The organism is Ruegeria sp. CDSA221 (genome assembly GCF_059611825.1).
Genome location: NZ_JBXWPK010000001.1, coordinates 64,363 through 91,315, shown reverse-complemented (window position 1 = coordinate 91,315; position 26,953 = coordinate 64,363). Strand labels below are relative to the sequence as shown.

The window sequence follows — 26,953 nt, the reverse complement described above, 5'->3', positions numbered from 1 at the left end:
GTGCAGCGCCAAGACGAAACGAAACCTCTGCCGCTTAGAAGGACTGAAATGAGCGGACGTCGAGACGGGGTGAAGGCTTCAAAACATACTGCCTATCCGTCAATTGACCTGGGTCATTCGGTAGAGATAGGATCGTGGAAAGTCTTCCGGCCCACGCAGAAAATATCCTCGGATTCTCCGTTGATTACGGGGCAAATGGAACAAAAAATTCGGGGCATCTGGAACATGGCCAGGAAGAATTCAGTAACTTCGGTCGACGTCGCCAAACGGGCGGGCGTGTCGCAATCCGCCGTGAGCCGCGCCTTCTCTCGTGTACCCACTCAGTCCGGCGTATCGGCGGAAGCGAAGAAGAGAATCTTCGATGCGGCCAAGGAGTTGGGCTATAGGCCAAACGCTCTTGCCCGGTCGATGATCACTGGGCGCTCGAAGATCATCGCCTTGCTGTTCAGCTATCTGGACAATCAATTCTATGCGCTGGCACTGGAAAAGCTCTGTATCGAATTGCAGAAGAACGGCTATCACGCGATGGTTTTCATGATGCCGGAAACCGCAGTCGGGGTCGAAGAGACGGTATCCGAATTGCTGGAATACAAGGTTGACGGGATTATCACCGCATCGGTCGAACTGTCTTCGTCGCTTTGCAAGCATTGCCAGGATCAAGGTATCTCAGTCGTTATGTTCAACCGGATAAAGGTTGAGGAAGGTGTGTCTTGCGTGTCGTCAGACAATGTCCTGGGCGGACGCTTGGCAGCGCGCTATCTCATTGAAACTGGACACCAGAAGATTGCGTTGCTGTCCGGTTGGGCGGAATCTTCGACCGGGCGCGACCGCCAATTGGGATTTGAGCAAGAGCTGTCGGATCAGGGACACAGCCTGTTTGATCATGCTGCCGGGCATTTTGATCTGGCTGAGACGCGCTCTGCTGCGCTCAAACTTTTGGACAGACCAGCGCCAAAGCGGCCAGATGCGATCTTCATCGCCAACGACTACATGGCGATCGAAGCACTCGGCGTAATTCGCAGCGAGTTGAAACTCACGGTGCCGCAAGACGTGTCGATTGTCGGCTTTGACGACATTCCAATGGCGGCAATGCCTGAGTATGATCTGACGACATTGCGCCAGCCGATCAACCGGATGATCGACCAATCCGTCTCGCTGATGCTAGCTGCGATAGCCGGAAACGACACAGCAGGTAACGTGAGCATCGTGCCAGAACTGGTCGAGCGCGGCACCGTGGCAAACAGAACCTGATCAGCTTTCGCGCCCAAGCTCTGCCAGAATGTCCACTCCTTGCATGGCCATGAAATGTGGGATGTCGATGAAGATCCAGTTCTCGGCCAGTTTTTCGCCATCGCGGCGGTAGAGATCAACGATCCGCATGTCGGCTTCGACTTCGCCAGGCGGTAGACCAAGAAACCCACCCTTCGACCGTAAGGATAGGCTGGGATAGCCGAAGAACCCGCCGTAGTTGCCCTCGCCCAAACGCGCGACATGTTCGGTGTGGCGAACGTATTCCAGACCCTCCTCGAACGGTCCTGAGTGGCCGCGCCGATAACCATCGAAGAATGCGCTGGCGCCGATGCCGCCGGGGCCGAACCAGCACATATTGGGCGTCCAGAAACGGGTCATGTGCTCTTCGGGCGAGCCAACTTTATTCGCGCGCAAATCGGTGACCATGTCAGAGATCAGACCGACACTCGCCCGGCCTTCGGTTTCCGAATGCGCATCGTACAAAAGGCCATCATGCGTCGCAGGTCCAGGCGTCAACAGGACCGATCCGGTTGTGCCCGCGCTTGGATGACGTCCCGATTGCGCCAAAAGGTTCAGGATATCGACGTAGCAGGCGGTTTCGACGATCTTTTCCTTCTCAATGCGGTGAAACTCGCAATAGCGCAGAAACGAAAGCTTGCGGGAGGGTGCGAGCCCGATCCAGGACTGATCCCATGTGCCCATCAGATGCCCCATTTCGACAACCCAGACCGAGGAAAACCCGTCAAGTTCGTTCCGTCCGGCAAAGAAAATGTCCGGCCGCCGTTGCAATGGCCCCATGGCCTGTTTCAACGGCCGCCAGAAGACGTCAGCAACGCGTTCCGGACTGATCTGCTCATGAAACGGGTACATGCCGCGCCACGCAAGATTGGCGGCGAAAAGAGGTGTCATCGCCTCGGAAACACTTTCCGTGCCTGCCGCATCAATAGCCGCATTGGCGGAGCGGACAAGCGCCTTGGCGTCCTGATAATCAGCCATCGCGGCGGGCCATGGCGATCTGGATCATCAGGTCCAACTCGTTGAAAAGCTGCCATTCCTGCTGAACCACGCCATTCTTGACGCGCTGTTGCGTGATGCCCCAGATCTGGCATTTCTGCCCCGTGGGGTCTCGGTAGAGAGTGCCACCGGTATGGGTGGCATCGGCGCTCCAACGGGTCGAGATCAGATAACCGTCGTCATCGTTGCCCATCCAGTAGACCTCGTCGACATGGTGTTTCATGTCAGGGAAGGCTTCACGCAGTTCGGCGATGTAGGCGCGATAAGCGTCCCGCCCGAAAAACTTGCGATCGGTTGTCCCTTCGAATGACACATCGGCGGCATAGCATTCATCCAGTGCCGCCCCATCGGCATTCCAAAGGCTGTCATGGATGGCTCTGGCAAAAGCATCGGGGTCGAACCCCTCAACAGGTTCGCCAACGCTCAACGGGCGCTCAGGACGCACACCGGACCGCAGATCGGCCCAAGTTTCGGCGCTACGCGGCCAGCCGGGGAAAGGATCGACGGCCAGCCTGTCCGCCTCTTCCCAAAGATCAAGGCCCAACTGCTTGAGCATGGCGGATGTGTTGTAAAGCACGTGCTCAAGAAAAATGTCGTTGCCAAGTGCCACACAGTTGGCAATGACCATGACGTCGACCTCAGCTCCGGTCGGGTCGCCGTATTTGCTCGGCCCGGTGTTCTTGCCCTTGATGCGCGTCAGGTGTGAAGTGTGAAATCCGATAGTGTCATCGCCAGCCCAGATCACCTCTTCCGCGTTAAGGATAATGTCGGGGATTGCGCCGGTGGTGTGGTGCGTGTCGCCGACGATCTTGGCGTTGCCGTGCTGCAGACCATAGTCGTCATAGACAAGGCTATCGTCGGAGTAACACGCTTCGATATATTCGACTTCACGGGCCTCGGTTTCCCAGATGCGATATGTGATGCGGACGATATAGTCGACGATGTTGCGGTACTCGGGATCGAACCCGCCAAGCGACTGCGACGGCCCGAGATAGGGCGGGATCCGGTGCGCCCCGCCCTTGGTGTAGTTCTTGAGAGATATGTCGAACGACGTGGGCATGTGACCCCGCGACAAGGCGGCGGCCGGATGATGCGATTTCGAGCGATCGGGCATGAATTGGGTCATTCGGTCTCTCCAGTATTGGCCAAAAGATCAACGCCCTGTTCGGCAAGGAAATGCAGGATGTCGATGAATATCCAGTTCTCGGCGAGCTTGTCGCCGTCGCGGCGATAAAGGTCCACGACGCGCATTTCGGCAGCCACGTCATTGGCAGGCGCGCCGAGGTAATCGCCGGTGTTGCGAAGGGTCAGGCAAGGCCACCACATGAAGGCGGCAATGTTGCCTTCGGCCAGTGCAAGTTCCCAATCGTGGATCTTCACCACGTCTTGCTTTGCTTCGAAAGGCAGGGTGTGTCCGCGTTGGTAGCCGGGAATGGAGAGGCTGGCTCCGATGCCGGCCGGGCCGAACCAGTTCATGTCCGTGTTCCAGAACCGGACCAGATGATCGCCGGGCGACGTATAGCTCAGCGCCAGATCGGTCAGCATGGCGTGGGTCAGATCATAGGTGTTCTGGGTCAGGTCCCCGGGCTGGGGGTCATGCAGAAGCCCGTCGTGGGTCATTGGTCCCGGCGACATCATCATGCCCCCGGTCTGGTGTTTCGCCAGCGGGTTCCGGCCGGCCTGGCTCAAGATGGCGAGAATATCCAGAAACTCGACCGTTTCGACAATGGCTCCGTCCTGGACCCGCGACATCGTCGCGTAGGGCAAATAGGTGGTTTTTCCGGTGGCGGATATGCCCAGCCAGTCGTCCGTGAAATCGCACAGGAAATTGCCCATTTCGACAACCCAGGTTCCCGCACCCGGGTTAAGATCGGCATGGCTAGCGAAGAAGATATCGGGACGCCGCTGGATGGCGGACATGGCATTCTTCAGCGGTGTCCAGACGGTGTCGGCCAATACTTCAGGCCCTTCGACATCGTAAAATGGGCGCATACCACGGTAGGCGTGCGCAGGGGACAGGTACTCTGCGCAAGCAGCAGCGGTTTCGGCCCCGGGGGCGCCTTTGTCACGGGCAGTGAAATACGCTTGAACAAGCGACTTGGCGGATTGCAGGTCTACTGACATGGATCTTCCTTAATCTAGAGGTGGCTGTTGGGTTGCGGCGTTGCGTTAACGGCGCGACACACCCTAGGTTTGAAGACGATCTCCCAGATACCATGTGAAAATCAGCGGTGCGGAGGCGAGTGTCAGACGGTCCATCGCCTCACCCTTTCACCGCGCCGGCAGTTAGCCCGCTAACGATCTGGCGTTGGAAGAACAAAACCAGGAAGAACAGAGGCACCATGGCACTCACCACCGCTGAAACGGCGAACATCACGTTGCCCTGTTCGCGTATCTGGGTAAGGAAACTTGCGATTTTGGGTACCATCGTCTGGTTTTCCGAACTCAGAAGCATCGAGGTAATTGCAAAATCATTGTAGGCCAGAAGGAAGGAAAACAGCCCGGTTGTAATCACGCCCGGCCACATGACCGGGATGATTACATGCCAGAACGCCTGAAACCGGGTGCATCCATCGACCATGGCGCTTTCGTCCATATCCTTCGGGATGTTCAGAAAGAATGAGTGCAGCATCCAAAGCGTGAATGGCTGATTGATTGCGACCAGAACGACAATGGTGGTCGAAAGCCGCCCCCATAGGTTCCATTCGAAGAAAGGCAGTAGGTAGCCTGAGACGAGCGTGATATGCGGCATGGCCCGAAACACGAGTGCGGCGATCAAAAGCCAGAATGCGTAACGATATCCGGAACGCGCCAACGCGTATCCGCCTAAGGTTCCCAAGGTTAAAGATATAATGACGGTACAAACAACGACAACGGTCGTATTCAGCACATTTCGCCAGAATTCTTCTTGGATCCAGGCACCATGATAGCCATTGCCGGTGAAACTGCTGCCGGTTTCTGCAAGCGTATAGACGCCGTAGATCGCGTTCCGCCAATCAGCTTTGGAAAAGAAATCGCCCTGAACCTTAAAGGATCCCCAGACCGTCCAGACAAACGGCCCGATCGCGATCATCAGCCAGAAGATGATCATCGAGGTTGCGAACCAGGTGAGCAGACGTGGTGATTTACTCGCCGTCGATGCCATTAGACGGCCCTCCGATTAAAGTCGCGCCAGGTCTTGATCAGCACTGGTGTCAGCAGGATGGCAACGCCGAGGATTGTCAGCATCGATGTCGCTGCCGCGGAGCCGAAGAGTTTATCCTGCCCCGAAAGGTCGTTGTAGATGATCCAACTGAGCGATCTGGCCTTGGCTTCGGCCGAGAAGGACACGATGGGTTCAAGGACGCGGAAATTGTCCATCAGTTGCATCAAGGTGATAAAGACCAGAAGCGGCGTCATGTAAGGGACAATGACATATCGGACTTGTTGAAACCGGCTTGCCCCGTCGATCTTCGCAGCTTCGAGAGTGTCCGTGGGAACCGTTTGTAACCCCGCGTAGAACACAACGAAGGCAAAGGGCGTCGAATGCCAGACGCCGTAGACCATCAGCATGATCCAAGTGAGCGGTGCCGAAGCTTTCAGGCTCAGATCAGGATCGTCAAAGATGATCTGCAGCGTAGCCCCGATGATGCCGTCTGCGTCTACCATCCAAAAAAGGATCAAGCCCCCGATCAGAGGCGTCACGATCATCGGCAAGAGCGAGGCAAAGATTGTCGGCCCCTTGGTGACTTTTGGAAGGCGGTTCACACCCAGAGCTATCAATAGACCAAAGACGATCACCAACGGTGTGACGACGAAGGTATAGGCAAGCGTGAAGAAAAGCGCCTTGTAGAACGGCAGGTTGTAAACCCCCGAGATGAATCCCCCGAAAGATTCAGATGCTGCCCAGATCTCACTCACTTCGTCAAAGGCCAGATGCCCACGGTTTGTGTAGGTTCCCAAGCCGTTATAACGCCCGAGAGGTGCGTCGACCTTCAACGCGTCGGTTGCTTCCAGATCGACCTGCAGAATCGTGGTACATGTGAAGGGCCCGCAATTCTCGACCTCACGCATGACCTGTTCATGTTCAACAAAGAACGACTGCATCGCTACCGACACGATCGGCAGGGCAATGAACAGGATCATTGCCAGGAATGATGGCCAGATAAATCGTGCAAAAGTTCCGTGCGGCATAGTGAAAACCCGGCAAAGTTGTGCGCGGCGCAGAAAGAGCGCCGCGCACCATTTGAGTGTTTACTTGAGGAACCCTTGTTCCTTTGCAGCAGCGGTATAAGCCGCTTCGATGTCAGCTAGGGTTTGTTCAGCGCTTTCGTTGCCCTGCAGAAAGTCTGGCACCTCTTGGAAAAATGCCGAATGCAGAAGCCCCATGTAGGGCAGCATCGGATAAGGCTCGGCACCGGCACCTGCGACGGCCGCGACGCCCTCAGCAGCGACGCCAGGTTTGTAGCTTTCCATCAACCAAACGGCCTTGTCGTTATTAGCCATGACCATGTCATCAGAGATGCCATTGACCATCGCAATGAAAGTAGCTTCGGCATCTTCACCGCTGATATTCGCGGCGATGGTGAAACCGTCCCACCAAAGCGATGACGCTGGCGTCGAACCGCCCGCAACAGTCATCGCACCGGCAGGCATCGTCGCCGCAACGATTTCAGGTGTAGAACCCTCGTCGTCGAGCAGACCACCCACCGACGATCCCCAGATGACAGCCATTGCTAACTCGCCCGATTCCCAAAGCGGCACGACTGCGCCAGTATTGTAGGTCAGGAAGTCAGGGTTGGAATATTCCATCAGCGATTTCAGCATGTTCAGCGTCGCGACGCCTGCTTCGTTGTTGATGGACACCTCAGCCGTGCCGGGTTTGAAAAATTCGCCGCCGTGACCGAGATACATGTTCACGACCTCTTCGCCGAGGTTCCAATCCGATTTGGTCAACATTGCGAAAGGGTATTCCATGATGCCAGCCGCGCGGATGGCTTCGGCAACATCAAGCACCTCTTCGTAGGATGTCGGCACCCCTTTGCCGACCTGGTCAAGAATGTCCTGGCGCACGATCAGATGCTGTGCATTGGCCATGAAGGCAATCGCCATGATCTTACCATCGACACGAATTAGCTGGTTTGGTTGCAAATTCTGACCGTGCTTGGCGACGAGATCATCCAGCGGGCGTATCAGCCCATCATTCAACAAAGGAACGATGGACGAGTTCGCTACGATTTTAGTCGTATACTCAGCCGGATTGGCCGTGAGCGCTGCAACCTGTATTTCATTGTGCTTGGTTGAGTGGTTTTTCGAGAATTCCGCACCCTCTCCGACGCACGCTTCGGCGTTATCGACAACCGCATGCAACGCTGGAAAGTCGTTGGCAAGGATTCTGACGCTTCCGCTGGTAACCGGACAATCAGCGAACGCAGCCCCGACCGTCATTCCAAGCGCAGTTGAAGTAACTGCCAGACGAGTGATGATAGACATGTTTTTCTCCCTGGGTTCGACCTCGTTGGGTCAGCTTAGAAGCAGATACGAGCAGTTTGGTCGCTCGACATCGCATACGTATGCGATGTCGACTATACTCGATTCTCTTAAAATATCAAAACCTCAATCCAATCCGGTCAGCAGGCGTTGTCGCGCAATAAGATCGACACCTAATTGTTCAAGAAAGTGCAGATGATCAATGAAGTTCCAATTTTCAGCGATTTTGTCACCCTCCCGCCGATAGAGGTCGACAACGCGCATCGTCGCCTTCTTCTCGGACTTCGGGGCAAGCCCGATATATCCCCCAAGCGAGGTCACATCAAATGTGGGCCAACCGAAGAATCCACCATAGTGGCCTTCTGCGAACTCCGTTCGGTGACCGAAAAAGTCGCCCCACTTCAAGCCTTCTTCGAAGGGAACGCAATGCTGCTCAAGATAGCGTTCCTGGGTGTAGGGTGCACCGATGCCGCCTGGCCCCCACCAGATCATGTCTTCCTTCCAATCCAACGACAGATCCGTGTTTGTTGTGTGAACATCTTCCGCCAGCAAACGGTCGATCATCCTGAGAAACAGCTTCAAAGTCTTTTCGCCTTCGCTCGAAGGTTGGCTGTTGAAAAGCAGGCCGTCATGCGTGCGCGGCCCGGGCGTCACCATCGTCGCGGCGGTCGACGGCGGAAGTGCTTCGGCCCGCACCTGCGCCATCAGATTCAGCACATCCAGGAACATCGTTGTTTCGGTTATCTTGCCGTCCACGACCATGCTGAATTCTGCGTATCTGAGCATTGTTGACTGTCGGGTCGGACGCATTCCGAGAAACGGCTGATCGAACAGACCAAGAAGGTGCCCCATAGAAGCAACCCAAACGCCAGGTTCATCGCTCAGGTGATTGTAGCCTGCAAAAAATATGTCCGGTCTGCGTTGAAGGGGAGAAAACGAACTTCGCAATGGGCCCCAAAAATTCTTGTCGGCATCTTCGGCGCCGACGCATTCCCGGAACGGTGCAGTGAACTGAAAACTGCAATTCGCGCTGGTTTCGACCGAAAGCCCTTCAGCAAGCGCAAACTTCGGTGCAGTGTCTATGTGCCGCTGATGCGACAAGACTGTCTTCTTGGCTGCGTCTAATGCGCTCTCACGTCGATCCATTGGTGCCCTTTTCTCTACAAATTACCGCTTTCACTCTATCCCAAAAGAACACCCTGAAAATGGTATCAACACCAACCTTACCTGAAAGGGACTCCCTTCAGCTTTGGTGGACGATAGGGAAGAGCATGCGCCACGACTTCACGCATGATACTAGCTTCTAATTTCCACATTGAGCTAGGCTGAGAGAATAACCGCATCAAATTTTCGGATCCCGTTGTGGCGCTTTCCCTGCTTTCGCGATGCTCACTAAGGTGGACCTCGGGTCGCGAATGCCGATCTTCTGCATTGTCCGCGACCTATGAATTGATGATTCCAGATTTGCTGCGATATGTTTAAACGGCCGGTTTTCTCGCCGCGTTGCGACCGCCTAAATTCAGCAACAGCAGAAAAATCTGCGCTGCGTGCGCTCGCAGCAAGAACAGTGAACTCACAGGAAGGGCTCAGAGCGGACCTCGGAGGCAGCGCGGCATCATCCTCAGTTGAGCCGCAGATATAGGATAAGTCTGTCCGGGGAAGGGGGAACTGCGCTCAAACTCCGATTTGCGCAACAAAGCCCATCTACCTGATCAAAAAGGTGGCGAGCAGCGAAAGTCCAATCCGAATATTCAGTCTGCGGTGACGATACCCTGGCGAAAGTCGTCGAAGATGGCGTTCACCACGATATGGATTTTTGGGCGAGCTATCTTGTCTGGATGGAGACCGCCGTTGGTTACGAAGCAACCAACGGCAGATATCTAAAGCAGGCGGGTCGCCATACCACCGTCAACGGCGACCGGAGAACCCGTCACGAAGCTTGCCCGATCTGACAGCAGGAACAATGCAGATTGGGCAATCTCCTTTGGCTCCGCCATGCGTTTCAGGGGATGCAAGTTGGCAATAATGTCGTGCGTCGCAGGATCATCGCCAGCCATGTCAGTTTTAGTACCACCCGGCAAAATGGTGTTGATACGGACGCCATTAGCCGCGTGATCAGATGCCAAAGACTGTACGAGCCCAATCAGACCTGCCTTTGATGCGGCATAGGCCCCCATGCCGGGCATTCCCCCATTGCTGACACCAACAAAAGTTCCGGTGAATACAATAGACCCGCCACCGCGTTCCTCCATTGCCGGAATCTGCGCTTTGGCCGCAAAAAATGCACTGTTGAGGTTTGTAGCAAGAACCGACTGCCAGTTGCCGGACTCCATTTCGGGAATTGGACCCATCTCGCCCATAATGCCCGCATTGTTAAATGCGCCATCAAGGCCGCCAAACTGCCGTTTCGCCAGATCAACAAGATCCCTGGAATATGTTTCGTCCGTCACGTCGCCCGCAAGGTAAACGGCGCGCCCGTTGCTTTGGGTAATCTGCCCGACGAGTGTGTTTAGCTGAGCTTCCCGGCGGGCACCTAACACAACATTCGCCCCTTCCGAGGCAAACAGAAGCGCTGCTGCAGCACCGATTCCGCTGCTCGCGCCGATAATGATGATGGTTTTGTCTTTAAGTTCCATGGTCATGCCTTTTTGAAATTACATGCCAATCACCTAAGGAATGATGCGAGTGAATCGCGACCCGGTTCTTGCGGGTGTTGAGCTACTTGAGGTGAAAGCGCAAGAAACGGATCAATTGGTTGACCTCAAACGGGAGCCGCCGTTCGTTCGCGGTAGCGAAATCACTTTATTGGGATCAGTACCAACGCTGTTGCAAGTGCAATATCTAACGATTGAGCCTACGAGAACGGCCCAAACCAGTCACTCGACAGGGCACTACATTTCTGCGTTCGCAACCCGCATAGCTGCCGTTCGTCGCGCGTGCAAAAACCTGTAGAACGGTAACTCACAGTCTGCGGGACTTTGCTGACCTTGATGATTTTGACTCGAATGACTGCTTTTTTCTAACCAAGTGAAAAGATGCACCCAGAAATTTGGTGTTAGAAGCTAGGTTTGCTGGCTCTCCGTCGCTTGTGGCTGGATGAACAAAGTTCGATTGATTGCACTCAATTTCATGTGCGGCTCAGAGGAATTTGCCTCAATAACAGCACGCCTTAGTAGATCCGACACTTTTTAGAACCAATATCCATCCAAAGATCATCGAAACGGAATCCTTGCTTCTCCGATTGTCTCGATAAGCGGTGCTAAGTGAGATTCGTAGTTTCGCCATTTCTCCTTTGACGAGCTGTATAATGGCTGGCGCACTTGCTGAACACTTGCAGTGCGGACACGTCGTGCCCCTTTGTAAAACTCGAGACAACGATTATCCCACTCGAGGCCACAATATGCTATCAAGCGTCGCGCTTCGAACTCGATATCATCGATAAGGCTCTCATAGTGAATGGTGTGAAAGCTGCCGGCGGGGAGAACTTCCTTCCAATGCTGCATAACGCGCACATAGGCATTGAAGTATCGACCCAATTCGATCTGGTCGTAGCTGTGGAGCTGACTGCGCTGAAACACTCGGGTGAAGCAGGACAGACACGTATCTAGCGGATTGCGCGCGACATGCACGATCCGCGCATTGGGCATGATCGCATGAATCAGGCCAACCATCAGAAAGTTCGCAGGCATCTTATCAACGATATAAGGTTTACCAGGAGCGTGCGCATCGAGCCGCTGGACATATCGTTGGGCGCGTTTTGAAAGCTCCTGATCCGAGAGAGCCGCAATCAGACTTCCAGTTTTCTTGTTTCCACCGCGCAGTTGATCGGTGAAAAGTTTGTGCAAATAGTTAAGCTCTCCGGCTCCGAATACGTCTGGATGGCTGGCGAGGATCGACTCCGTCAACGTCGTTCCAGACCGCGGCATGCCAACAACAAAAATTGGTTGGCTGCTGTCCACCGAGCTCTGGTGAAGTTTTTCGAGCAGTTCCGGTGTAAAGGCCGTGATCAGGTCGTCTGCCGTTTCCTCGATTTGGTCGGCATCAAAATCGATAATGCTGCGCTTTATTGCAGCCCCTTTTGCAAAATGCTCAAAAGCGCTGTCGTAGCGCTTGAGGTCCTCATAGCATTTTCCCAATGCGTAGTGATACGATACCGATTGTTCAGGAAGCATCTTGTCGGCTTCAGGCAACGCAGCCACAAGACCCTGAAAATCAAGGTTGTCTTCGGTAACTTTATCCAACTTAACCAACGCGATCTGCGCATTCAAACGCGCTTTGTCCCTTTCTGCGGCCTTGTTGAACCAGCTGCGGGCAGCGTCAAAATTGCCCTGCTCCATCTCCAGATGGCCCAAGGCGATCATTGTGGCCGAGAAATCCGGTTTTAGCTCAAGGGTCTTCTCATAGTTGGCAAAACCGGCCTCGAGGTCGCCAAGGTGCGATTTGCAAACGGCTATATAGTGATATGCAGGCGCGTGGCCGGGGTCTATGTGCTGCGCTTTTTCTGCCTCGACAAGGGCAAGTTCATGCAGGTTTTTCTCGATCAGGACCTGCGCAAGCCCGACATAAGCTTCGGGCTTTTTTTCATCTAGCGAAATCGCATTTCGAAAACAGCATTCGGCTTCGTCCCATTCGCTCTGCAAAACGTGTAACCGTCCCCGATTGCGGTGCAACTCTGCGGAAATATGCCCCTTGCCAAGACAGTCATCTGCAAAATCTTTGGCTTCTTCTAGCTCCTCAGCTTCTATCATTACAGAAATGAGATTGTTGACACTCTCGAGATAGTCCGGGCGCAAATCTAGCACCCTACGATAGAACGAGATTGCCCCTTCCCTGTCCTCGTTGTCGCGCGCGATTGATCCAAGATTATTCAGCGCAGCAATCAGATCTGGATTAAGGGCCAGCGCTCTCTTCTGAGATGCCTCGGCTTCGGATAAATCACCTATATCGTAATAGGCAAGCCCAAGGTTTGAATGCGCATTTGCAACCCCCGGGTCAAGCTGGACTGCACGTTTGCCAACCCTGATTGCTTCTTCAGGTTTTCCGTTCGTGCGTAACACCTCGGTGAAGTTCGAAAGGAACCCAGCATTGTCCGGCTGTAATCGGATCGCTTCGCGCATAGCATTTTCAGCTGGCCCGCTTTGACCGGTTTGAAACGCAATTACGCCAAGCAGTTGATGCGCTGGCGCGTATTCGGGCGCAGCCTTGAGCACTTGGTTCAGAACGTTGACAGCTTTATTCAAATGCCCTGTATCGTAGGCCTGAACTCCTTGGTTGTAGGCCTCACCGATGGATAATGTCTGGTTTTTGGGCATTCAAGTAGCTCCGGGCTGGCGCATGACGACTGCCTGATCTCAAGCGCCGTCAAGTCGCCACAATGTGTTGCAGTTTTCCTACGAATTTCCAACAGCAATAGGTCATCCTATGCAATGGAAAATTGGTAGATTGCATACATGTTAACGATTTATTAACGGTTCGTAAGCGGAGCCGATTGCAAAAACGCGACGAGTTTCGAGAAAAAACAAGATAATCTAACGGGATAGTAAATGACTAATAATGAGTCGAGGGCGAACGCCCCCAAGCTCCGTGGGGGGCGTATTTTCAAGTGGAAAGGCCAAATTGTCAGCGCGGCTCCAGCGGCGTTGCTGGCGCAAGTATCAATGGTTGCCCTGATGGCCGGGGACGTACATGCGGATACGATCTCGAATGTGGTGACGACACCTCAGGTTTTCTCGACCGATGCGGATCACAAAGTAACGGCAAGCGGCGCGATCGAGATAACTTCTTCCACCGCTGCAGCTTTGACGATCACGACCGATTACTCAAGCACGTTCACGAATAACGGGACAATCTCGGTCACGGCAACGGATACCGATACTGCGACGGCACTTTTGCTGGACGGAAATTTGCAGCAATCCGGTGCTTTGGTGAACAATGGCACCATTTCTGTAGATGTCACCGGGTCTGATCCTCAGGATATCTATGGCTTGCTGGTGAACGGTGACGCCGACGGGGTAATCCAAAACACCGGAACGATTGATGTCGACGTGTTGTCCACGGATGGCGATATCGAGGCCTGGGGTATCTACGTTGACGGTGACGTTTCTGAAACAGGTAAGATCGTCAACACCGGGACGATCAAGGTTGATGGGCTGATCACCGACGGAAGCACCGCATCAATCTACGGTATTGCGGTCGACCGCGACGTCGCGGGTGTGATCAGAAACAGCGGCACGATTGATGTCCGCGCCAGATCATTCGCCGATGATTATGCCTATGCCTGGGGCATTTACGTGCAAAGTGACCTGGAAGAAACCGGTCAGATCGTGAACTCGGGAACAATCAAATCGGTTGCCATATCGACCAGTGACAGTACCGCGTCTGCCTTTGGGATCGAAGTCAATGGCAATGCGGACGGTGTGATCCGCAATACCGGCACATTGGAGGTTCTGGCCTCTGCCCCGTCGACCTATGAGGCGATTGCCTATGGAATTTTGGTCGATCGTGACCTGTCCGGTCAGATCGATAACAGCGGTACCATCGAGGTAACCGCAATCGGTGTTGAATCCGACGCTTCTGCTTTCGGCATTTACGTCGATGATGACGTATTGTCCGGCGCGTCCGTACATAACAGCGGTACAATTGAGGCCTTTGCCAGTGCGGATACCGATGACGTAGCATATGCGGGCGGGCTTTACCTTGAGGACCTTGTTGACGGGATCGTGGTAAACTCGGGCACGATTACGGCCACTGCTTTGTCTCTCAACACCGCGGACGAGGCGACCGCGACGGGCATTTATGCCGGGGATGACGTTTCCGGTGCAATTCGTAACTCGGGCACTATGACGCTTTTCGCAGAAGCTGCCGAAGATTCTGCAGAAGCCTCGGGGTTTTATCTTACCGATGACCTAAGCGGCTCTCTGGCAAACACGGGCGAGATTACAGCGACTGCGATTTCGCATGACACCTCTGCCGAGGCCTATGGGATTTATGTTGATGAAATCGTAACCGGTGACATCAAGAACACCGGAAGCATCACCGTCACCGCCAATGGTGCGCAACAGAATGGTGGGCCACCGCCAAACGCATCCGAGGCATTCGGCGTGTACGCCGGCGACATGCAGGGAACGTTCTCGAACACGGGCCCGATTACCGTGCACGCGACCGGCAGTTCCGGCACCCGTGCAGCCGGTATTCAGTTCGACAATTTCGACGGAACGATTCATGATCTGGGGACCATCAGGGTTTCGGGGAATGATGAGGTCTACGCCGTCTACCTTGGAACCGGCACGGGGACGCTGAATGTCGATACAATGGACGACGTTGAGGGTCTGATCCGCGTTCAGGACCATGACGTGAACCTAGAAGCCAAAGGCGGCAGTGGCGTGTTTGCGTTCGAAGATGCCGCGCCGGGTACGGGTACCTTCAAGACCACCGTGTCTGACGGGCAATCCGCTTGGTTCGTGCAGGACAAGGGCGGCGCGGCCCCGATCTATTCTGTGGTCGACGGCAATGACATTGCACCATCGGGCGATGTCGCGGCCTTCTTCGGCAGCATTGTCGGCGGCAGTGGCAATGCGCTTAGCTATGGTCAGGGACCGCAGGTCGCGCAGGGCGCAACTTTCGCTGGTTTCCGGCCCTTCGCAATGATCGACGCCCAGTATCGAGAGTTCGAGAGCGGCTCGAACGATGACACGGACGTGACGATGTTCAGCGGAAGCGCCGGGTATACGGGGCAGATGGACAACGGAGTGTCTCTGGCTGTTGCCATGGGCGTGTTCACTTCGGATGGTGACAACAGCACCACCGACTTTGACACAAATGGCTTCTATCTTGATGCCGCAGTGGGTCGTCAGTTTGGTGCCTACACGCTGGATGCCGGGTTTGGCATTGGTTGGCTCACGACCGATCGTAGCCGGTCGATCGCGGGCAGTTCTGACGCCAAGGCTGATTACAACAGCAGGCTATTGACCGCGAATATCGGGGTCGAGCGTGCATTCGATGTCAGTGAGGATTTCGGTTTGCTTGGTTTTGCCAGCGCCCGTTACACCAACCAAAAGGATGACGGCTATACCGAGACGGGGTCATCTGCGAATGCCACCGTCGGCGATATCACCACCGAAGTTGTCGAGGCCCGTTTGGGGGTTGAGGCATCAAAGGACCTTGAAAACGGCGGTGTTCTCAGCGGTCAGCTTGGCGGCGTGTTGCGGCGCGACCTAGGCAGTTCCGAGGGCGACGTAACCGTCTTCTCTCAGACCGAGTCTCTGGCCTTTGCGTCAACCGACTTTACCGGCGCCAGTGTCGTGGTCGGATACGAGCAAGATCTCATTCAGGACATGCGGCTTGAACTGACGGCGGAACAGGAAATCGGCAGCGACGCTCAGGGGCCATTCCTGCGCGCCGGACTTCGCTGGTCGTTCTAGATCTAAAGAGCACTGCGGCACCCGGAGCGGTGCCGCAGAAATCGGCTCCAAGCTGAACTATGTCGGGCTCTGTTGCAAACTTTTGAGCATGGTGAGCTGATTGAGCGATCGCATCGGTGTTAACCGGCTAGTTCGGCGCATTGTTTGAATGGACAGACTCCTGGCGTGAGTTGACCTTTCCTGATCATGTGCGCAGTTTCGATTCCAGCTGGAGTTGCTGATGCTGAAAGCGCTTCAGAATCCACTTATGCGTTCTATGAGCCAGTACATCGATACCGACCCGATGCCATAGGCTGTAATCACAGTCGCCCTTTGGCTAACTGGACGTGCCATCAACCGCCAGATCGCGACAAGAAGTGCCAAGGCCCCGACAAAACTCAACTGGCCGGCCTCGACGCCCAGGTTGAAGGCAAGCAAGGCCGCAGGAATATCGTTTGAGGGTAGTCCGATATCGGCCAAAGCGCCTGCAAAACCAAGGCCATGCAAAAGCCCAAACCCGAAACAAACGATCCAGGGCTTCTGCTTTGAAAGTCGGAAACGCCCGTCGCCACCCTTAACAATTTCCATCGCCAGAAAAACAATAGAAAGCGCTATGATGGCCTCGACCGGCGGACCAGGGACATTCAGAAAACCTAGCGTTGCCAGTGCCAGTGTTATTGAATGCGCCAGTGTGAATGCTGTGACTGCTCCCACCAGTTTCCACGGATCACGGACCAAAATAAACAACGCGAAGACAAACAGCAGATGATCCCAGCCTTCCAGGATGTGTTCAAAACCCAACTGGAAATACGCGGTGAAAACAGACCATGTGGTCTGTTCAGAAGGTATGTTCTTAGCTGCTATCTCTGATGTAAACCGAAGCGTCGTGGGCTCAGCCTGCAGGGGCTGCACACGGACCAATACGTCGTTCTTTTGAACCTCCAAACCTTCTATCTGGATGGGTTGGCCCGCAATATCCCCGCGGCACTCGATAACCCAGGAAGAAACCCATGCTCTGCCATCGAAAATTGGGGTAGGGCCGCGCGCCGGGGTGCAACCATCCGGCGCCATGACATCAATCGCCATGGGTTGACCATTCACATCGGGTTTTCGCCAATGAACGCTCCAGGTGTCCGATGTGATTTGGCGAATTTCCAAGTACCCCGGATCAAGCTCATGCGCCGAGGCATTTCCTGCGACCCACGAAATCAGCAACGCAATCAGTAGGCCAAATACAGCTTTCATTTGGTTTGACCTGAGAGATCGGGCACTATGATCTCATAGTTGGCAGCAAGAATCTCATATTGCGCTTGCGCCAGATCTTCGCTCATCACGCGACGCCAATCCCGCAGCACGGCATCGTGAATTTCTGACAATGGGGGTATTTGACTAGGTTCGATGTCTTGCACCTGAACTAGATGGACTCCGTAACCCGACTGGATCGGGCCAGCCCACTGACCTTTATCCAATGTTGTAAGACCCTTGGAAAAGCCAGGTCCAAAGACCGAGTCTATCACTCTGGTCGCAGTCAAGGGCATAGATGCGGGCAGCAGTGTCGAGCCGCCCAGGTCGGAAACCTCATCTCCCGCGCGCAGGGCGGCCAATACCCCCTCGACTTCAGCTTTGTTTGGCTCCTCACCAATAAAGACCTGAATGAAGGCCAGCTTGCGGGGCGTCGCATAGCGCTCCGAGTTGTTTTGCAAAAAGGCCTCTAAATCTTCGTCTTCCGGAACAACAGACGTGGCGATCGCTTCGGTCAGGAAATCCATTTTTTGACTGAGACGAGACCGGATCACAGAGTCTCCGCGATCAAGGCCAAGCTTTCTTGCTTCTCTGACCAGTACCTCTTCGCGAATTGTTGCATCGGTCAAAGCTTGCAGCTCGGCACCGCTTGGGCGCCGTTTCCACCGTGCTTCAAACTGATCAGACAAAAGCGCGATATCGTTTTCGTCGATTGTTATTGTCCCAAAATCTTCGACAGTCTCGTTTTCCGGCGCAACCATTTGGAACCAAATGAAAATAGCTGCTCCAATCAGGAAGAAATGGAACAGGGGTTCTTTCAATATTCGCATGAAAGCTCCTGCATGAAACGCGCTCCGGTTTTACATATCGATGCTGACATCAGTCGATTGAGCATTGCAAGAAAATCAACGCGACGCACAAATCAATCGTCTGGTGAATGGGCCGAGGTAAAGGCTTCTACCTCGGTTGCCAACGCCGTGGTCGGCAGTGTTACTCTGCCGGTGTATACCAAATCGGGGAAGAGTAAGCGCGTTCCTGATGTGTGAGCACCGCGTCTTCGGGCAATTCGGCGCCAAATCTCAGCTTATCGTAAAGAATCCAACGCGGTGTTGGAATTTCGATCGCGCGTAGGTAATAAAATGCGCGTGCGTTTGGATCGAATTCAGGATCAGACCAAACGGTTACAAGTTCGGCAGTTCCAATCGTGTTGGTCCAACTGGCGGTTTCAACATCTACTGTGTTTCCAACCGCAGGGATCTTGCCGTTTTGGTCAGCAACACGGTTGTCCGACCACGCCACATCGTAAACCTTTTCCTGCAAGGCCCCTTCAGAATCCAGCCAACCCTTTACCACCTGCACGCGATCCAGATTGGCACCAACCGGGTCGCGTAGTGCAGCGATCAGGAATGCGGGCGCACCTTCACCCTCGCGAGGTCGCAGATCCGAGCCCATCGGAACACCTTTGGTGTAGCCCACATCTGCAAGGAAGCGTGTTTCAACATCCGCGTCACTGAAACCCCAACCGCCAAAGAACCGCAGGCCGATCCGAGGTCCGGTGGTTGCATAGGTTTCGCGTCGCTTGAACGCATCGAAGATTGCAGCGCGAGTATTATCGGTCGCCCAAACTGCCGTGTATCCCGATGCGACAAGAAGGTCGCCAGGAATTTCGCCAAGGTCATTGGCGATGAAAGGATGCTTTATTCTCGTGGCCGATGGTTCAACGCTGACGGATTTTCCAAAGAAGTTGTCTTCTTCGGCAGTTGCCAGAGACGTATGGCTGTCCGTTGCTCCGCCCATGCCGAACTTATATGGGTTAACGCCGAACTTTTCTTCTAACAACAAACCGCGCTTCAAAGCTTCTCGGGCGTATTCTCCAGCCAGCATGTCATCGGTTTTCAGCTCGGTTATGTCGAGGTTGCCGACGTCCCAGTTTTCGTAATCCGCGAATTCATCATCGGGGCTCAGGAAGGGGTGCGCTTCGCCGTCGCCCTTGATCTGCGTGACTTCATAGTGGGGTTCCCATTTCGCGCGGGCGGCCACATATTCCTCGTCTACCTTGCCACCGTGATAGGTGTCTTCGGTCGGGAACATCCATCCGTTCGAAAGGTTGCCGTTATGGGCGAAAGCAACCGCTCGCCCACCCGTTTTTTCTTGATAGTCCTCTAGCCATGCATAGAGCGCCTTTGGGTCGGTATCACCAAAGGGTGGTTGCGTGACCGGCGGCACCATCTGAAGCGCCCTGATCGGCCCATCACGCAGCATGACGTTTCGATGCAGATTGAAACCCTTGGGTACAGAGGTCCATTCGAATCCGATGAACGCTGTGAAATTGCCGGGGTCGTTATGTTCTTCCGCAGCCAGAACAATTTGCTCCCATGTAAAAGCAAAAGCGTCAGCACCCGGGCTGTAAGATTCCAGAAGAACTTCTGGCAGGGTCATTTGCGAAAAGTTAGTGATGATGTCGAACGCCGCTTTGCCGGCCTCTTCGCCACCTGCCTTGTAACCTTCGTACCATTCCAATCCTTTTGGATCCGCAAGGACGCCCGGCTTCCCAGCCTGAAGGTCCGGGGCAAATCCCATCAGGTCAGTGTGATCCGTGAGAACCATCCAGTCGAGAGGCCGGGCCAGTCTTACTGGTTGACCCGTGGATGAAATGACCTGCTCACCTTTTGCAAAGCGCCAAGCTTCATCAGGTAACAGTGTGTTCCCGAAAGCACCTGCATCCAGCGAAAGTCCGGTGTGAAGATGCGAGTCTCCCCACAGCGGGCGCTCAGGGAAAGTCCGGTTCGCATATGGAGAATACGGCTGCTTTGAGAACAAGCCTTCCGCCGCTTCTTCGCTAGGAACAGCGTCGGCAAAGACCGTCGATGATGCCAGCCCCAGTGAGATAGAATAAACAAAAGCTCGAAGCATATTGACCTCCCAACTCAAGATCGCCCGGTGGTGCCGGTGACTTACATCTCAAGAATTAATATTCCTATTTCTCTATATAACATCAATTTTCCATTTGTGGGAATACTCAGCTCTCGGCTTTGTCACGATGATGCAAGTAGGAGTGTGGCTGCCGAAGTTGGTCTGAAAATGCCTCGATAAGTCATAGCCTCGATTGTTGGGCTCAACATTGAGAACGGAAGCTTTGGAGAAATTGCGGATTGAATTGGCGAATGTCTATCGTGAGCCATGTATGCACTTTAGCAAAGTCGGCATAGCTGCGCTTAGATGACATTCTTGGCTATCGCGGCATGGATCATTTTGGGCTCAAACTCGACGTCGGATGCGATGCAGCATCCAGTGATATGCTGCACCGGTCAACGTCGGGTTGTTGAAGTGGGATGGAATGGCGGTTCGGAGGATCAGTCATGGAAACACCAAACCTACCCGCCATTCGCGCGCTTCGCCCAGCCTGAAACAAGGGCCGGATGGATCAGCCTGACTTCGTGACCCAAACGGCCGATCTCGCGCCCCCTATAATGCGCACTGGCGCAGGCCCCCATTGCAACCACGCTACGCGGGAATTTGGCAAAGTACTCGAGGACCTGGCCCATGCGAAGTTTCTTCTGAAGAACCGGGTGACCTGTTCTAGCCGCTCCGTGCACCTGGAACACATTCTTCGCCAAATTCAGGCCAATCTCTTCCAGTGACGCCTCCATTCAGGATGTTTGCAAACCCACAATGGCACACCGAGGCCAGCCGGGGCGTCTACACTTTCAGCACCGTTCAAGGGTCGTGTTGTGGCCAAGTCGTCAGTCCTGAGTGTGAGGTCAATGAAGTTGCGCGACGACATGATCTACGGCCCAATCACCTGTCGACGTGGCAACGGTTGGCAATGGACGGCTATACGTCATCAGATGTTTTGAGACAGATGGCGGTTTGACTTTGTTGTGTCATCGCTCATCTGGTTTCAAGCAGCACGGATGGTGGCATTCCAGACGTCAAATAGCTCAAATCGTTTAAGAACGATGCGCTCAAATAATGATCTGGATCAAAATGTACCAGCCTCAGAACGATTATGCAGTAAACTCAGAAAAGGAATCAGAGGTAGCCAGGTCAAAGCGATATGAGCCAACTGACCAGCCGACGCGCGTTTTTGGGCGTCACCGCATTCCGGGAGGACAGTAATCTTGTTCGACCTCCGGGTTCGGTTGTGCCTGGTTTTGCAGATCAATGCAGTAAGTGTGGCGACTGTGTCGAAGCTTGCCCCGAAAGTGTGATTGCCATTGGTCAGGATGGGTATCCGGTGTTTCAACCCACCGAGGGTCCCTGCACTTTTTGTGGGAGTTGCGCTCAATCCTGTCCCACGGATGCCCTGGACATAGAACGCCTGCAAGATTGGCCGTGGCGCTCGTCGGTCGAAGCTGCGTCCTGCCTGTCTGTCAATGGTGTCAGCTGCCGGGTGTGTCAGGATAATTGCGAACAGAACGCCATCAACTTCAGGCTGCAACTGGGTGGCCGCGCGGATCCATCAATAGACCTCGACGCCTGCACTGGCTGTGGGTCGTGTATAGCGTCTTGCCCGGTCGATGCCGTCACATTGAAACGCAAAACCATATCTCAAACGGAAGTCAGCCAATGAATATCTGCGGATGCCTTTTACATATCGCGCCAGCGCAGGCACTGGCGGCGTCCGAGGCAATGAAGGACACTGTCGGTGTCGAAATTCACGCCGAGGCCGAAGACGGTCGTTTCGTAATTGTTGTCGAAGACACGCCGACACGCCTTGCGTCCGAGATCATCATGGACCTGCACCAGATCCCCGGGGTGATTTCTCTGACGCTGACGTACCACCATTTCGAGGACACGGCGGACGGCCATCCGCATCCCGATGCCCCAAGCCAAACCACCAACCGGAGGCCCACGCTATGACCATATCAGAAACTCGTCGGACATTCCTCAAGGCCTCAGCGGCCGCAGCGACGGCCTCTGCCGCAGGTATTCCTCTGGCCACCGGTCAAGCCAACGCGCAGGCTGGTGCCCCAGACATTCGCTGGGACAAGGCTGCCTGCCGATTCTGTGGCACCGGCTGCTCTGTGCTGGTCGGCACTAAGGACGGGCGTGTCGTCGCCACTCAGGGCGATCCTGACGCGCCGGTCAATCGCGGATTAAACTGCATCAAGGGCTATTTCCTGTCCAAGATCATGTATGGCAAGGATCGCCTGACCACCCCACTGCTGCGCAAGACCAACGGCGAATATGACAAGAACGGTGAGTTTGAGCCGGTCAGTTGGGACGAAGCCTTTGACGTCATGGCCACCAAGTGGAAAGAGGCGCTGACCAAGAAGGGCCCGACCAGTGTCGGCATGTTCGGGTCAGGCCAGTGGACGGTTTGGGAAGGCTATGCTGCCTCGAAATTGATGAAAGCCGGGTTCCGATCCAACAATATCGACCCCAACGCGCGGCACTGTATGGCGTCCGCGGTCGTGGGCTTTATGCGTACCTTCGGAATTGACGAGCCGATGGGCTGCTATGACGATCTGGAACACGCGGATACCTTCGTGCTGTGGGGATCGAACATGGCCGAAATGCACCCGATCCTGTGGTCGCGCCTGACCGACACGCGCCTGACCAAGCCGGGATGCGAAGTGCATGTTCTATCGACATTCGAACATCGCTCGTTCGAACTGGCCGATAATGGCCTAGTGTTTAACCCGCAGACCGATCTGGCGATCCTGAATTACATCGCCAATTACATCATTCAGAACGGCGCGGTGAACGAAGAGTTTGTCAACAAACACGTCAATATCACCAAGACCGCCACCGATATCGGTTATGGTCTGCGCGATACAAACACGCTGCAGCAAGAGGCAGAGAACCCAAACTCGGGCAAGCTCGAGACGATCAGCTTTGAAGAATACGCCGAGGCGGTCGCGCCTTATACGTTGGAATACACAGCCGAACTGTCTGGCGTGCCCGCCGATAAACTTGAGAAGCTGGCGCAACAATATGCAGACCCGAACCGCAAAGTGATGAGCTTGTGGACCATGGGTTTCAACCAGCACACCCGCGGATCGTGGGTGAATTCGCTGATGTATAATGTGCACCTGCTGGTTGGTAAGATCTCTGAACCCGGCAACTCGCCTTTCTCGCTGACCGGTCAGCCCTCGGCCTGTGGAACCGCGCGTGAGGTGGGCACGTTCGCACACCGGCTGCCTGCTGACATGGTGGTGGCAAATGACGAACACCGTCAGATTTGCGAAACCGTCTGGAACATCCCGGCAGGTACTATTCCACCAAAGCCCGGGTTCCATGCTGTCTTGCAGCACCGGAAGCTGAAGGATGGTGAACTGAATGCCTATTGGGTGCAGTGCAACAACAACATGCAAGCGGCACCCAATATCAACGAGGAAGGTTACCCGGGTTATCGCAACCCGGAAAACTTCATCGCAGTCTCTGACCCTTATCCAACAGTCACGGCTGTCTCTGCAGATTTGATCCTGCCCACCGCCATGTGGGTCGAAAAAGAAGGTGCCTATGGCAACGCGGAACGCCGTACGCAGTTCTGGCGTCAGCAGGTGAAAGCGCCAGGAGAAGCAAAATCTGACCTGTGGCAGTTGATGGAGTTTTCGAAACGCTTCACCGTTGAAGAGGTCTGGGATGAAGAGCTGCTGGCCAAGATGCCCGAACACCGCGGCAAGACGATGTATGATGTGCTTTACGCCAACGGATCGGTGGACAAGTACCCCCTAGCCGAAACTGCGGAAGGCTTTGACAACGACGAATCCGAGCATTTTGGGTTCTACGTTCAAAAAGGCCTGTTTGAGGAATATGCCGAATTTGGCCGTGGCCACGCACATGACCTTGCACCGTTCGAAACCTATCATCAGGCGCGTGGATTGCGCTGGCCAGTCGTGGACGGGCAAGAAACCCTTTACCGCTTCCGCGAAGGGTACGATCCTTATGTGCCGGAAGGCGCGGATGTTAAATTCTACGGTCACAAGGACGGCAAGGCAAAAATCATCTTTGCCCCATACGAACCCGCCGCTGAGGAGCCGGACGAAGAATATGACCTGTGGCTGTCGACCGGTCGCGTGCTGGAACATTGGCATTCAGGCTCGATGACGCGCAGGGTGCCGGAACTGCACCGGGCCTTCCCGTCGGCAGTTGTCTATATGCATCCACAAGACGCCAAGGATCGCAGCCTGCGCCGCGGGCAGGAAATTGTGCTCTCGACCCGCCGTGGCGAGGTCACCAGTCGGGTTGAGACACGCGGGCGCAACAAGGTGCCGCGCGGGTTGGTCTTTATGCCCTGGTTCGATGAACACCAGTTGACCAACAAGCTGACGCTGGATGCAACCTGTCCGCTGTCGAAGGAAACCGACTACAAGAAATGCGCCTGTAAGGTCGAGCGCGCGTAATCGGCACGGATCGCAAAGGTAATCCCCATGCCACTCGCCGAGACACCTCTTTCGCCGAAACGTCGCCGCTTCCTTCAGGATACGGCGCGTGCGGCAGGCGGCTGTGTGGTCGCCGGGTCACTGCTGGCCTGGCTGGCCCGCGACGCCCGTGCATTGCCGGCCGAGGCTTTGCGCCCCCCCGGCGCGCTGCCAGAGCGGGAGTTCTTGTCGGCCTGCATTCGCTGCGGGCTGTGTGTGCGAGACTGCCCCTATGATACTTTGAAACTGGCCGAACTTGGGTCGGATGCTGGGGCGACGGGCACGCCCTATTTCACCGCTCGCGATGTGCCTTGTGAAATGTGCGACGATATCCCTTGTGTTGCCGCCTGCCCGACCGGTGCGCTAGATCCCAAGCTGGATAACATTGACGATGCCAAAATGGGCGTCGCGGTTTTGGTCGATCAGGAAAACTGCCTGAACTTCCTGGGTTTGAGGTGTGACGTTTGTTACCGTGTCTGCCCCGTGATAGACGAAGCGATCACGCTGGAAACGGCGCATAACGCCCGCTCGGGCCACCATGCGATGTTTATCCCAACCGTACATGCCGACCGCTGCACCGGCTGTGGCATGTGTGAAAAAAGCTGTGTTCTGCCAGAAGCCGCAATCAAGGTATTGCCGGCACGTCTTGCGCGGGGCAGCAGCGCGGATCATTACCGCAAAGGTTGGGAAGAAAAAGATGCCAAGGGCGCGCCGGTTGTCGAAGGCATAATCGACCTGCCCGACCGCCTGCCCGGCCCGGGGGTCGACAACCTGATCGCACCAGGTGGTTTTGAACCCGGCTATGATCTTCCAGGGGTGGGACAATGACCACCCGCACACATATGCCCATAGGCCAAGAAGCCGTGGCGGTCAAAGGCTGGGTCGGTGCGCATAAATACCTGATACTGCGCCGTATCAGTCAGCTGTTCTTTCTGGTCCTGTTCCTGTTGGGACCCTGGTTCGGCATCTGGGTCGTTACAGGTACCTTGGCAGGATCGCAGACCCTGGGTGTACTGCCGCTGACGGACCCATTCATCCTGTTGCAAAGCATCATCGCCGGGCATTGGCCGGCGATGACCGCTTTTATTGGCGGCTTGATCGTCGTGGTGGCCTATGCGCTGGTCGGGGGCCGCGTCTATTGTTCGTGGGTCTGTCCGATCAACCCGGTGACCGACGCCGCCAACTGGTTGCACAGGCGGTTGGATTTGCCGAAAGGTTGGCAACCTAAACGGCGCACGCGGTTGTGGATATTGGCCACCGCACTGATCGTCTCGGGTCTCACCGGCGTGATCGCATGGGAGATTATCAACCCAATCACCATGCTGCATCGCGGCCTGATTTTTGGGGCCGGTTTTGTCTGGGCCATGGTCGTTGCGATCTTTGTCTTTGATGTGCTTGTCGCCCGTCACGGCTGGTGCGGCCACATATGCCCGGTCGGTGCGTTTTATGGCCTGATCGGCACCAAAAGCCTGTTACGGGTCAGCGCGGTTAACCGCTCGGCCTGTGACGATTGCATGGATTGCTATGCCGTCTGCCCCGAAAACCACATCATTTCGCCCGCGCTGAAGGGCAAGCCGGGTGCCACGCCGCTGATCCTATCAACCGACTGCTCAAACTGCGGTCGCTGTATCGATGTCTGTGCAGTTGATGTCTTCAAATTTACTCACCGGTTCGACGACCAAGTCGCCGCACCTTCCGACCCAGTTCCCGCGCCTGAACCGCGCGTAGCCAGACCTATTTAAGGGAGTGCCGAGATGAACAAGCCAATCCTGACAGGTGTCGTCGCCCTGATCCCCGTTATATTCCTGAGTGGGTTCGTCCTTGCGCAATCTGCGCCGGTGCAAACCCTGCGTGGCGCCGAGGTGGATGAACCCATTCCGTTGGACCGGATTCACAAGAACGTGGAAGGACGGATGCAGCGCAACTATCGCCAGCAACCACCGCTTGTCCCCCACTCGATCGAGCAATACCAGATTGACGTGCGCACCAATCAATGCCTGTCCTGCCATGACTGGACCAAAGCCGGGGAACGCAATGCGCCGACCCTGTCGATGACCCATTATCTGGATCGTGACGGCAATGAGTTGGATCACATCGCCGGGACCCGTTATTTCTGCAACCAGTGCCACGTGCCTCAGGCAGATGCGCCTGCGTTGGTCGACAACGTGTTTGAACCCTCGTCCGGCAATTAATCCAACGCATGTCTGA

General features: G+C 55.1%; 21 protein-coding genes and 2 pseudogenes. 9 read left to right on the top strand and 14 right to left on the bottom strand.

The window, feature by feature from the left end; translation table 11 throughout:
• The first annotated feature begins 225 nt into the window (after positions 1-225).
• Positions 226-1,251, top strand: a complete 1,026-nt coding sequence (locus tag AC2FJ5_RS00430) for a LacI family DNA-binding transcriptional regulator (RefSeq protein ID WP_496792001.1) — start codon at positions 226-228, stop codon at positions 1,249-1,251.
• On the opposite strand, the gene AC2FJ5_RS00425 is transcribed toward AC2FJ5_RS00430, so the two are convergent.
• From AC2FJ5_RS00425 to AC2FJ5_RS00385, 9 genes are all read right to left on the bottom strand, one after another.
• A complete protein-coding gene (locus AC2FJ5_RS00425; protein WP_496792000.1) occupies positions 1,252-2,247 on the bottom strand; it encodes a nuclear transport factor 2 family protein in 996 nt (331 codons plus the stop codon).
• Positions 2,240-3,391: a nuclear transport factor 2 family protein gene (locus AC2FJ5_RS00420; RefSeq protein ID WP_496791999.1), complete on the bottom strand. Its 1,152-nt coding sequence runs from the start codon at positions 3,389-3,391 to the stop codon at positions 2,240-2,242. Before AC2FJ5_RS00420 ends, AC2FJ5_RS00425 begins: the two co-directional genes overlap by 8 nt.
• On the bottom strand, positions 3,388-4,389 hold the full coding sequence (locus tag AC2FJ5_RS00415; RefSeq protein ID WP_496791997.1) for a nuclear transport factor 2 family protein: 1,002 nt from the start codon (positions 4,387-4,389) through the stop codon (positions 3,388-3,390). Before AC2FJ5_RS00415 ends, AC2FJ5_RS00420 begins: the two co-directional genes overlap by 4 nt.
• 139 nt (positions 4,390-4,528) lie before the next feature.
• Positions 4,529-5,410 carry a carbohydrate ABC transporter permease gene (locus AC2FJ5_RS00410; RefSeq protein WP_496791996.1) on the bottom strand — a complete coding sequence of 294 codons (882 nt, stop codon included), beginning with the start codon at positions 5,408-5,410 and terminating at the stop codon, positions 4,529-4,531.
• Positions 5,410-6,438: a carbohydrate ABC transporter permease gene (locus AC2FJ5_RS00405; RefSeq protein WP_496791995.1), complete on the bottom strand. Its 1,029-nt coding sequence runs from the start codon at positions 6,436-6,438 to the stop codon at positions 5,410-5,412. Before AC2FJ5_RS00405 ends, AC2FJ5_RS00410 begins: the two co-directional genes overlap by 1 nt.
• A 60-nt stretch (positions 6,439-6,498) precedes the next feature.
• Positions 6,499-7,737, bottom strand: a complete 1,239-nt coding sequence (locus AC2FJ5_RS00400) for an ABC transporter substrate-binding protein (protein ID WP_496709696.1) — start codon at positions 7,735-7,737, stop codon at positions 6,499-6,501.
• A 123-nt stretch (positions 7,738-7,860) separates the two neighbouring features.
• On the bottom strand, positions 7,861-8,520 hold the full coding sequence (locus AC2FJ5_RS00395) for an ester cyclase (RefSeq protein WP_496791994.1): 660 nt from the start codon (positions 8,518-8,520) through the stop codon (positions 7,861-7,863).
• 1,094 nt (positions 8,521-9,614) lie between these two features.
• Positions 9,615-10,370, bottom strand: a complete 756-nt coding sequence (locus tag AC2FJ5_RS00390; RefSeq protein ID WP_496702273.1) for an SDR family oxidoreductase — start codon at positions 10,368-10,370, stop codon at positions 9,615-9,617.
• Positions 10,371-10,946: 576 nt separating this feature from the next.
• Entirely contained in the window at positions 10,947-13,046 is a 2,100-nt protein-coding gene (locus AC2FJ5_RS00385) for a tetratricopeptide repeat-containing sulfotransferase family protein (RefSeq protein WP_496791992.1), read from the bottom strand.
• A 231-nt stretch (positions 13,047-13,277) separates the two neighbouring features.
• Here AC2FJ5_RS00385 and AC2FJ5_RS00380 point away from each other — a divergent pair, with 231 nt between their 5' ends.
• Positions 13,278-16,154, top strand: a complete 2,877-nt coding sequence (locus tag AC2FJ5_RS00380; protein ID WP_496791991.1) for an autotransporter family protein — start codon at positions 13,278-13,280, stop codon at positions 16,152-16,154.
• Positions 16,155-16,273: 119 nt separating this feature from the next.
• Here AC2FJ5_RS00380 and AC2FJ5_RS00375 read toward each other — a convergent pair.
• From AC2FJ5_RS00375 to AC2FJ5_RS00355, 5 genes and pseudogenes are all read right to left on the bottom strand, one after another.
• Positions 16,274-16,381: pseudogene (locus AC2FJ5_RS00375) on the bottom strand (IS6 family transposase); the annotation flags it as partial.
• Positions 16,382-16,388: 7 nt separating this feature from the next.
• Positions 16,389-17,378 carry a HupE/UreJ family protein gene (locus AC2FJ5_RS00370; protein WP_496791990.1) on the bottom strand — a complete coding sequence of 330 codons (990 nt, stop codon included), beginning with the start codon at positions 17,376-17,378 and terminating at the stop codon, positions 16,389-16,391.
• The gene (locus AC2FJ5_RS00365) at positions 17,375-18,205 is read right to left on the bottom strand and encodes a peptidyl-prolyl cis-trans isomerase (protein WP_496791989.1); all 831 of its coding nucleotides are present in this window, start codon (positions 18,203-18,205) and stop codon (positions 17,375-17,377) included. The genes AC2FJ5_RS00370 and AC2FJ5_RS00365 overlap by 4 nt, the downstream gene beginning before the upstream one ends.
• A gap of 160 nt (positions 18,206-18,365) precedes the next feature.
• Complete coding sequence (locus tag AC2FJ5_RS00360) at positions 18,366-20,288, bottom strand: DUF3604 domain-containing protein (protein ID WP_496791987.1); 1,923 nt, start codon at positions 20,286-20,288, stop codon at positions 18,366-18,368.
• A 476-nt stretch (positions 20,289-20,764) separates the two neighbouring features.
• Positions 20,765-21,025 (bottom strand): annotated as a pseudogene (locus AC2FJ5_RS00355) (IS110 family transposase); the annotation flags it as partial.
• Positions 21,026-21,030: 5 nt separating this feature from the next.
• Here AC2FJ5_RS00355 and AC2FJ5_RS00350 point away from each other — a divergent pair.
• The 7 genes from AC2FJ5_RS00350 to AC2FJ5_RS00320 all read left to right on the top strand — a co-directional run bounded on the left by AC2FJ5_RS00350 (position 21,031) and on the right by AC2FJ5_RS00320 (position 26,937).
• Positions 21,031-21,249 carry a transposase gene (locus tag AC2FJ5_RS00350; RefSeq protein ID WP_496791986.1) on the top strand — a complete coding sequence of 73 codons (219 nt, stop codon included), beginning with the start codon at positions 21,031-21,033 and terminating at the stop codon, positions 21,247-21,249.
• A 183-nt stretch (positions 21,250-21,432) separates the two neighbouring features.
• Positions 21,433-21,948: a ferredoxin-type protein NapF gene (gene napF / locus AC2FJ5_RS00345; RefSeq protein ID WP_496791984.1), complete on the top strand. Its 516-nt coding sequence runs from the start codon at positions 21,433-21,435 to the stop codon at positions 21,946-21,948.
• Positions 21,945-22,238: a chaperone NapD gene (locus AC2FJ5_RS00340; protein ID WP_496791983.1), complete on the top strand. Its 294-nt coding sequence runs from the start codon at positions 21,945-21,947 to the stop codon at positions 22,236-22,238. Before napF ends, AC2FJ5_RS00340 begins: the two co-directional genes overlap by 4 nt.
• On the top strand, positions 22,235-24,727 hold the full coding sequence (gene napA / locus AC2FJ5_RS00335) for a nitrate reductase catalytic subunit NapA (protein ID WP_496791982.1): 2,493 nt from the start codon (positions 22,235-22,237) through the stop codon (positions 24,725-24,727). Before AC2FJ5_RS00340 ends, napA begins: the two co-directional genes overlap by 4 nt.
• Before the next feature lie 27 nt (positions 24,728-24,754).
• Positions 24,755-25,573, top strand: a complete 819-nt coding sequence (gene napG, locus AC2FJ5_RS00330) for a ferredoxin-type protein NapG (RefSeq protein ID WP_496791981.1) — start codon at positions 24,755-24,757, stop codon at positions 25,571-25,573.
• Complete coding sequence (gene napH / locus AC2FJ5_RS00325) at positions 25,570-26,487, top strand: quinol dehydrogenase ferredoxin subunit NapH (RefSeq protein WP_496791979.1); 918 nt, start codon at positions 25,570-25,572, stop codon at positions 26,485-26,487. Before napG ends, napH begins: the two co-directional genes overlap by 4 nt.
• A 12-nt stretch (positions 26,488-26,499) precedes the next feature.
• On the top strand, positions 26,500-26,937 hold the full coding sequence (locus AC2FJ5_RS00320; protein WP_496702553.1) for a nitrate reductase cytochrome c-type subunit: 438 nt from the start codon (positions 26,500-26,502) through the stop codon (positions 26,935-26,937).
• The last annotated feature ends 16 nt before the right edge of the window (positions 26,938-26,953 follow it).

Excerpts from the sequence above, each read along its gene's own strand:
- napG (WP_496791981.1), top strand. The coding sequence starts at position 24,755 with ATGCCACTCGCCGAGACACCTCTTTCGCCGAAACGTCGCCGCTTCCTT.
- AC2FJ5_RS00320 (WP_496702553.1), top strand. The coding sequence starts at position 26,500 with ATGAACAAGCCAATCCTGACAGGTGTCGTCGCCCTGATCCCCGTTATA.
- AC2FJ5_RS00410 (WP_496791996.1), bottom strand. The coding sequence starts at position 5,410 with ATGGCATCGACGGCGAGTAAATCACCACGTCTGCTCACCTGGTTCGCA.
- AC2FJ5_RS00340 (WP_496791983.1), top strand. The coding sequence starts at position 21,945 with ATGAATATCTGCGGATGCCTTTTACATATCGCGCCAGCGCAGGCACTG.
- AC2FJ5_RS00415 (WP_496791997.1), bottom strand. The coding sequence starts at position 4,389 with ATGTCAGTAGACCTGCAATCCGCCAAGTCGCTTGTTCAAGCGTATTTC.
- AC2FJ5_RS00360 (WP_496791987.1), bottom strand. The coding sequence starts at position 20,288 with ATGCTTCGAGCTTTTGTTTATTCTATCTCACTGGGGCTGGCATCATCG.
- AC2FJ5_RS00365 (WP_496791989.1), bottom strand. The coding sequence starts at position 18,205 with ATGCGAATATTGAAAGAACCCCTGTTCCATTTCTTCCTGATTGGAGCA.
- AC2FJ5_RS00420 (WP_496791999.1), bottom strand. The coding sequence starts at position 3,391 with ATGACCCAATTCATGCCCGATCGCTCGAAATCGCATCATCCGGCCGCC.
- AC2FJ5_RS00380 (WP_496791991.1), top strand. The coding sequence starts at position 13,278 with ATGACTAATAATGAGTCGAGGGCGAACGCCCCCAAGCTCCGTGGGGGG.
- AC2FJ5_RS00430 (WP_496792001.1), top strand. The coding sequence starts at position 226 with ATGGCCAGGAAGAATTCAGTAACTTCGGTCGACGTCGCCAAACGGGCG.
- AC2FJ5_RS00405 (WP_496791995.1), bottom strand. The coding sequence starts at position 6,438 with ATGCCGCACGGAACTTTTGCACGATTTATCTGGCCATCATTCCTGGCA.
- AC2FJ5_RS00350 (WP_496791986.1), top strand. The coding sequence starts at position 21,031 with ATGTTTGCAAACCCACAATGGCACACCGAGGCCAGCCGGGGCGTCTAC.
- AC2FJ5_RS00395 (WP_496791994.1), bottom strand. The coding sequence starts at position 8,520 with ATGCTCAGATACGCAGAATTCAGCATGGTCGTGGACGGCAAGATAACC.
- AC2FJ5_RS00390 (WP_496702273.1), bottom strand. The coding sequence starts at position 10,370 with ATGGAACTTAAAGACAAAACCATCATCATTATCGGCGCGAGCAGCGGA.
- AC2FJ5_RS00370 (WP_496791990.1), bottom strand. The coding sequence starts at position 17,378 with ATGAAAGCTGTATTTGGCCTACTGATTGCGTTGCTGATTTCGTGGGTC.
- napF (WP_496791984.1), top strand. The coding sequence starts at position 21,433 with ATGAGCCAACTGACCAGCCGACGCGCGTTTTTGGGCGTCACCGCATTC.
- AC2FJ5_RS00400 (WP_496709696.1), bottom strand. The coding sequence starts at position 7,737 with ATGTCTATCATCACTCGTCTGGCAGTTACTTCAACTGCGCTTGGAATG.
- napA (WP_496791982.1), top strand. The coding sequence starts at position 22,235 with ATGACCATATCAGAAACTCGTCGGACATTCCTCAAGGCCTCAGCGGCC.
- napH (WP_496791979.1), top strand. The coding sequence starts at position 25,570 with ATGACCACCCGCACACATATGCCCATAGGCCAAGAAGCCGTGGCGGTC.
- AC2FJ5_RS00425 (WP_496792000.1), bottom strand. The coding sequence starts at position 2,247 with ATGGCTGATTATCAGGACGCCAAGGCGCTTGTCCGCTCCGCCAATGCG.
- AC2FJ5_RS00385 (WP_496791992.1), bottom strand. The coding sequence starts at position 13,046 with ATGCCCAAAAACCAGACATTATCCATCGGTGAGGCCTACAACCAAGGA.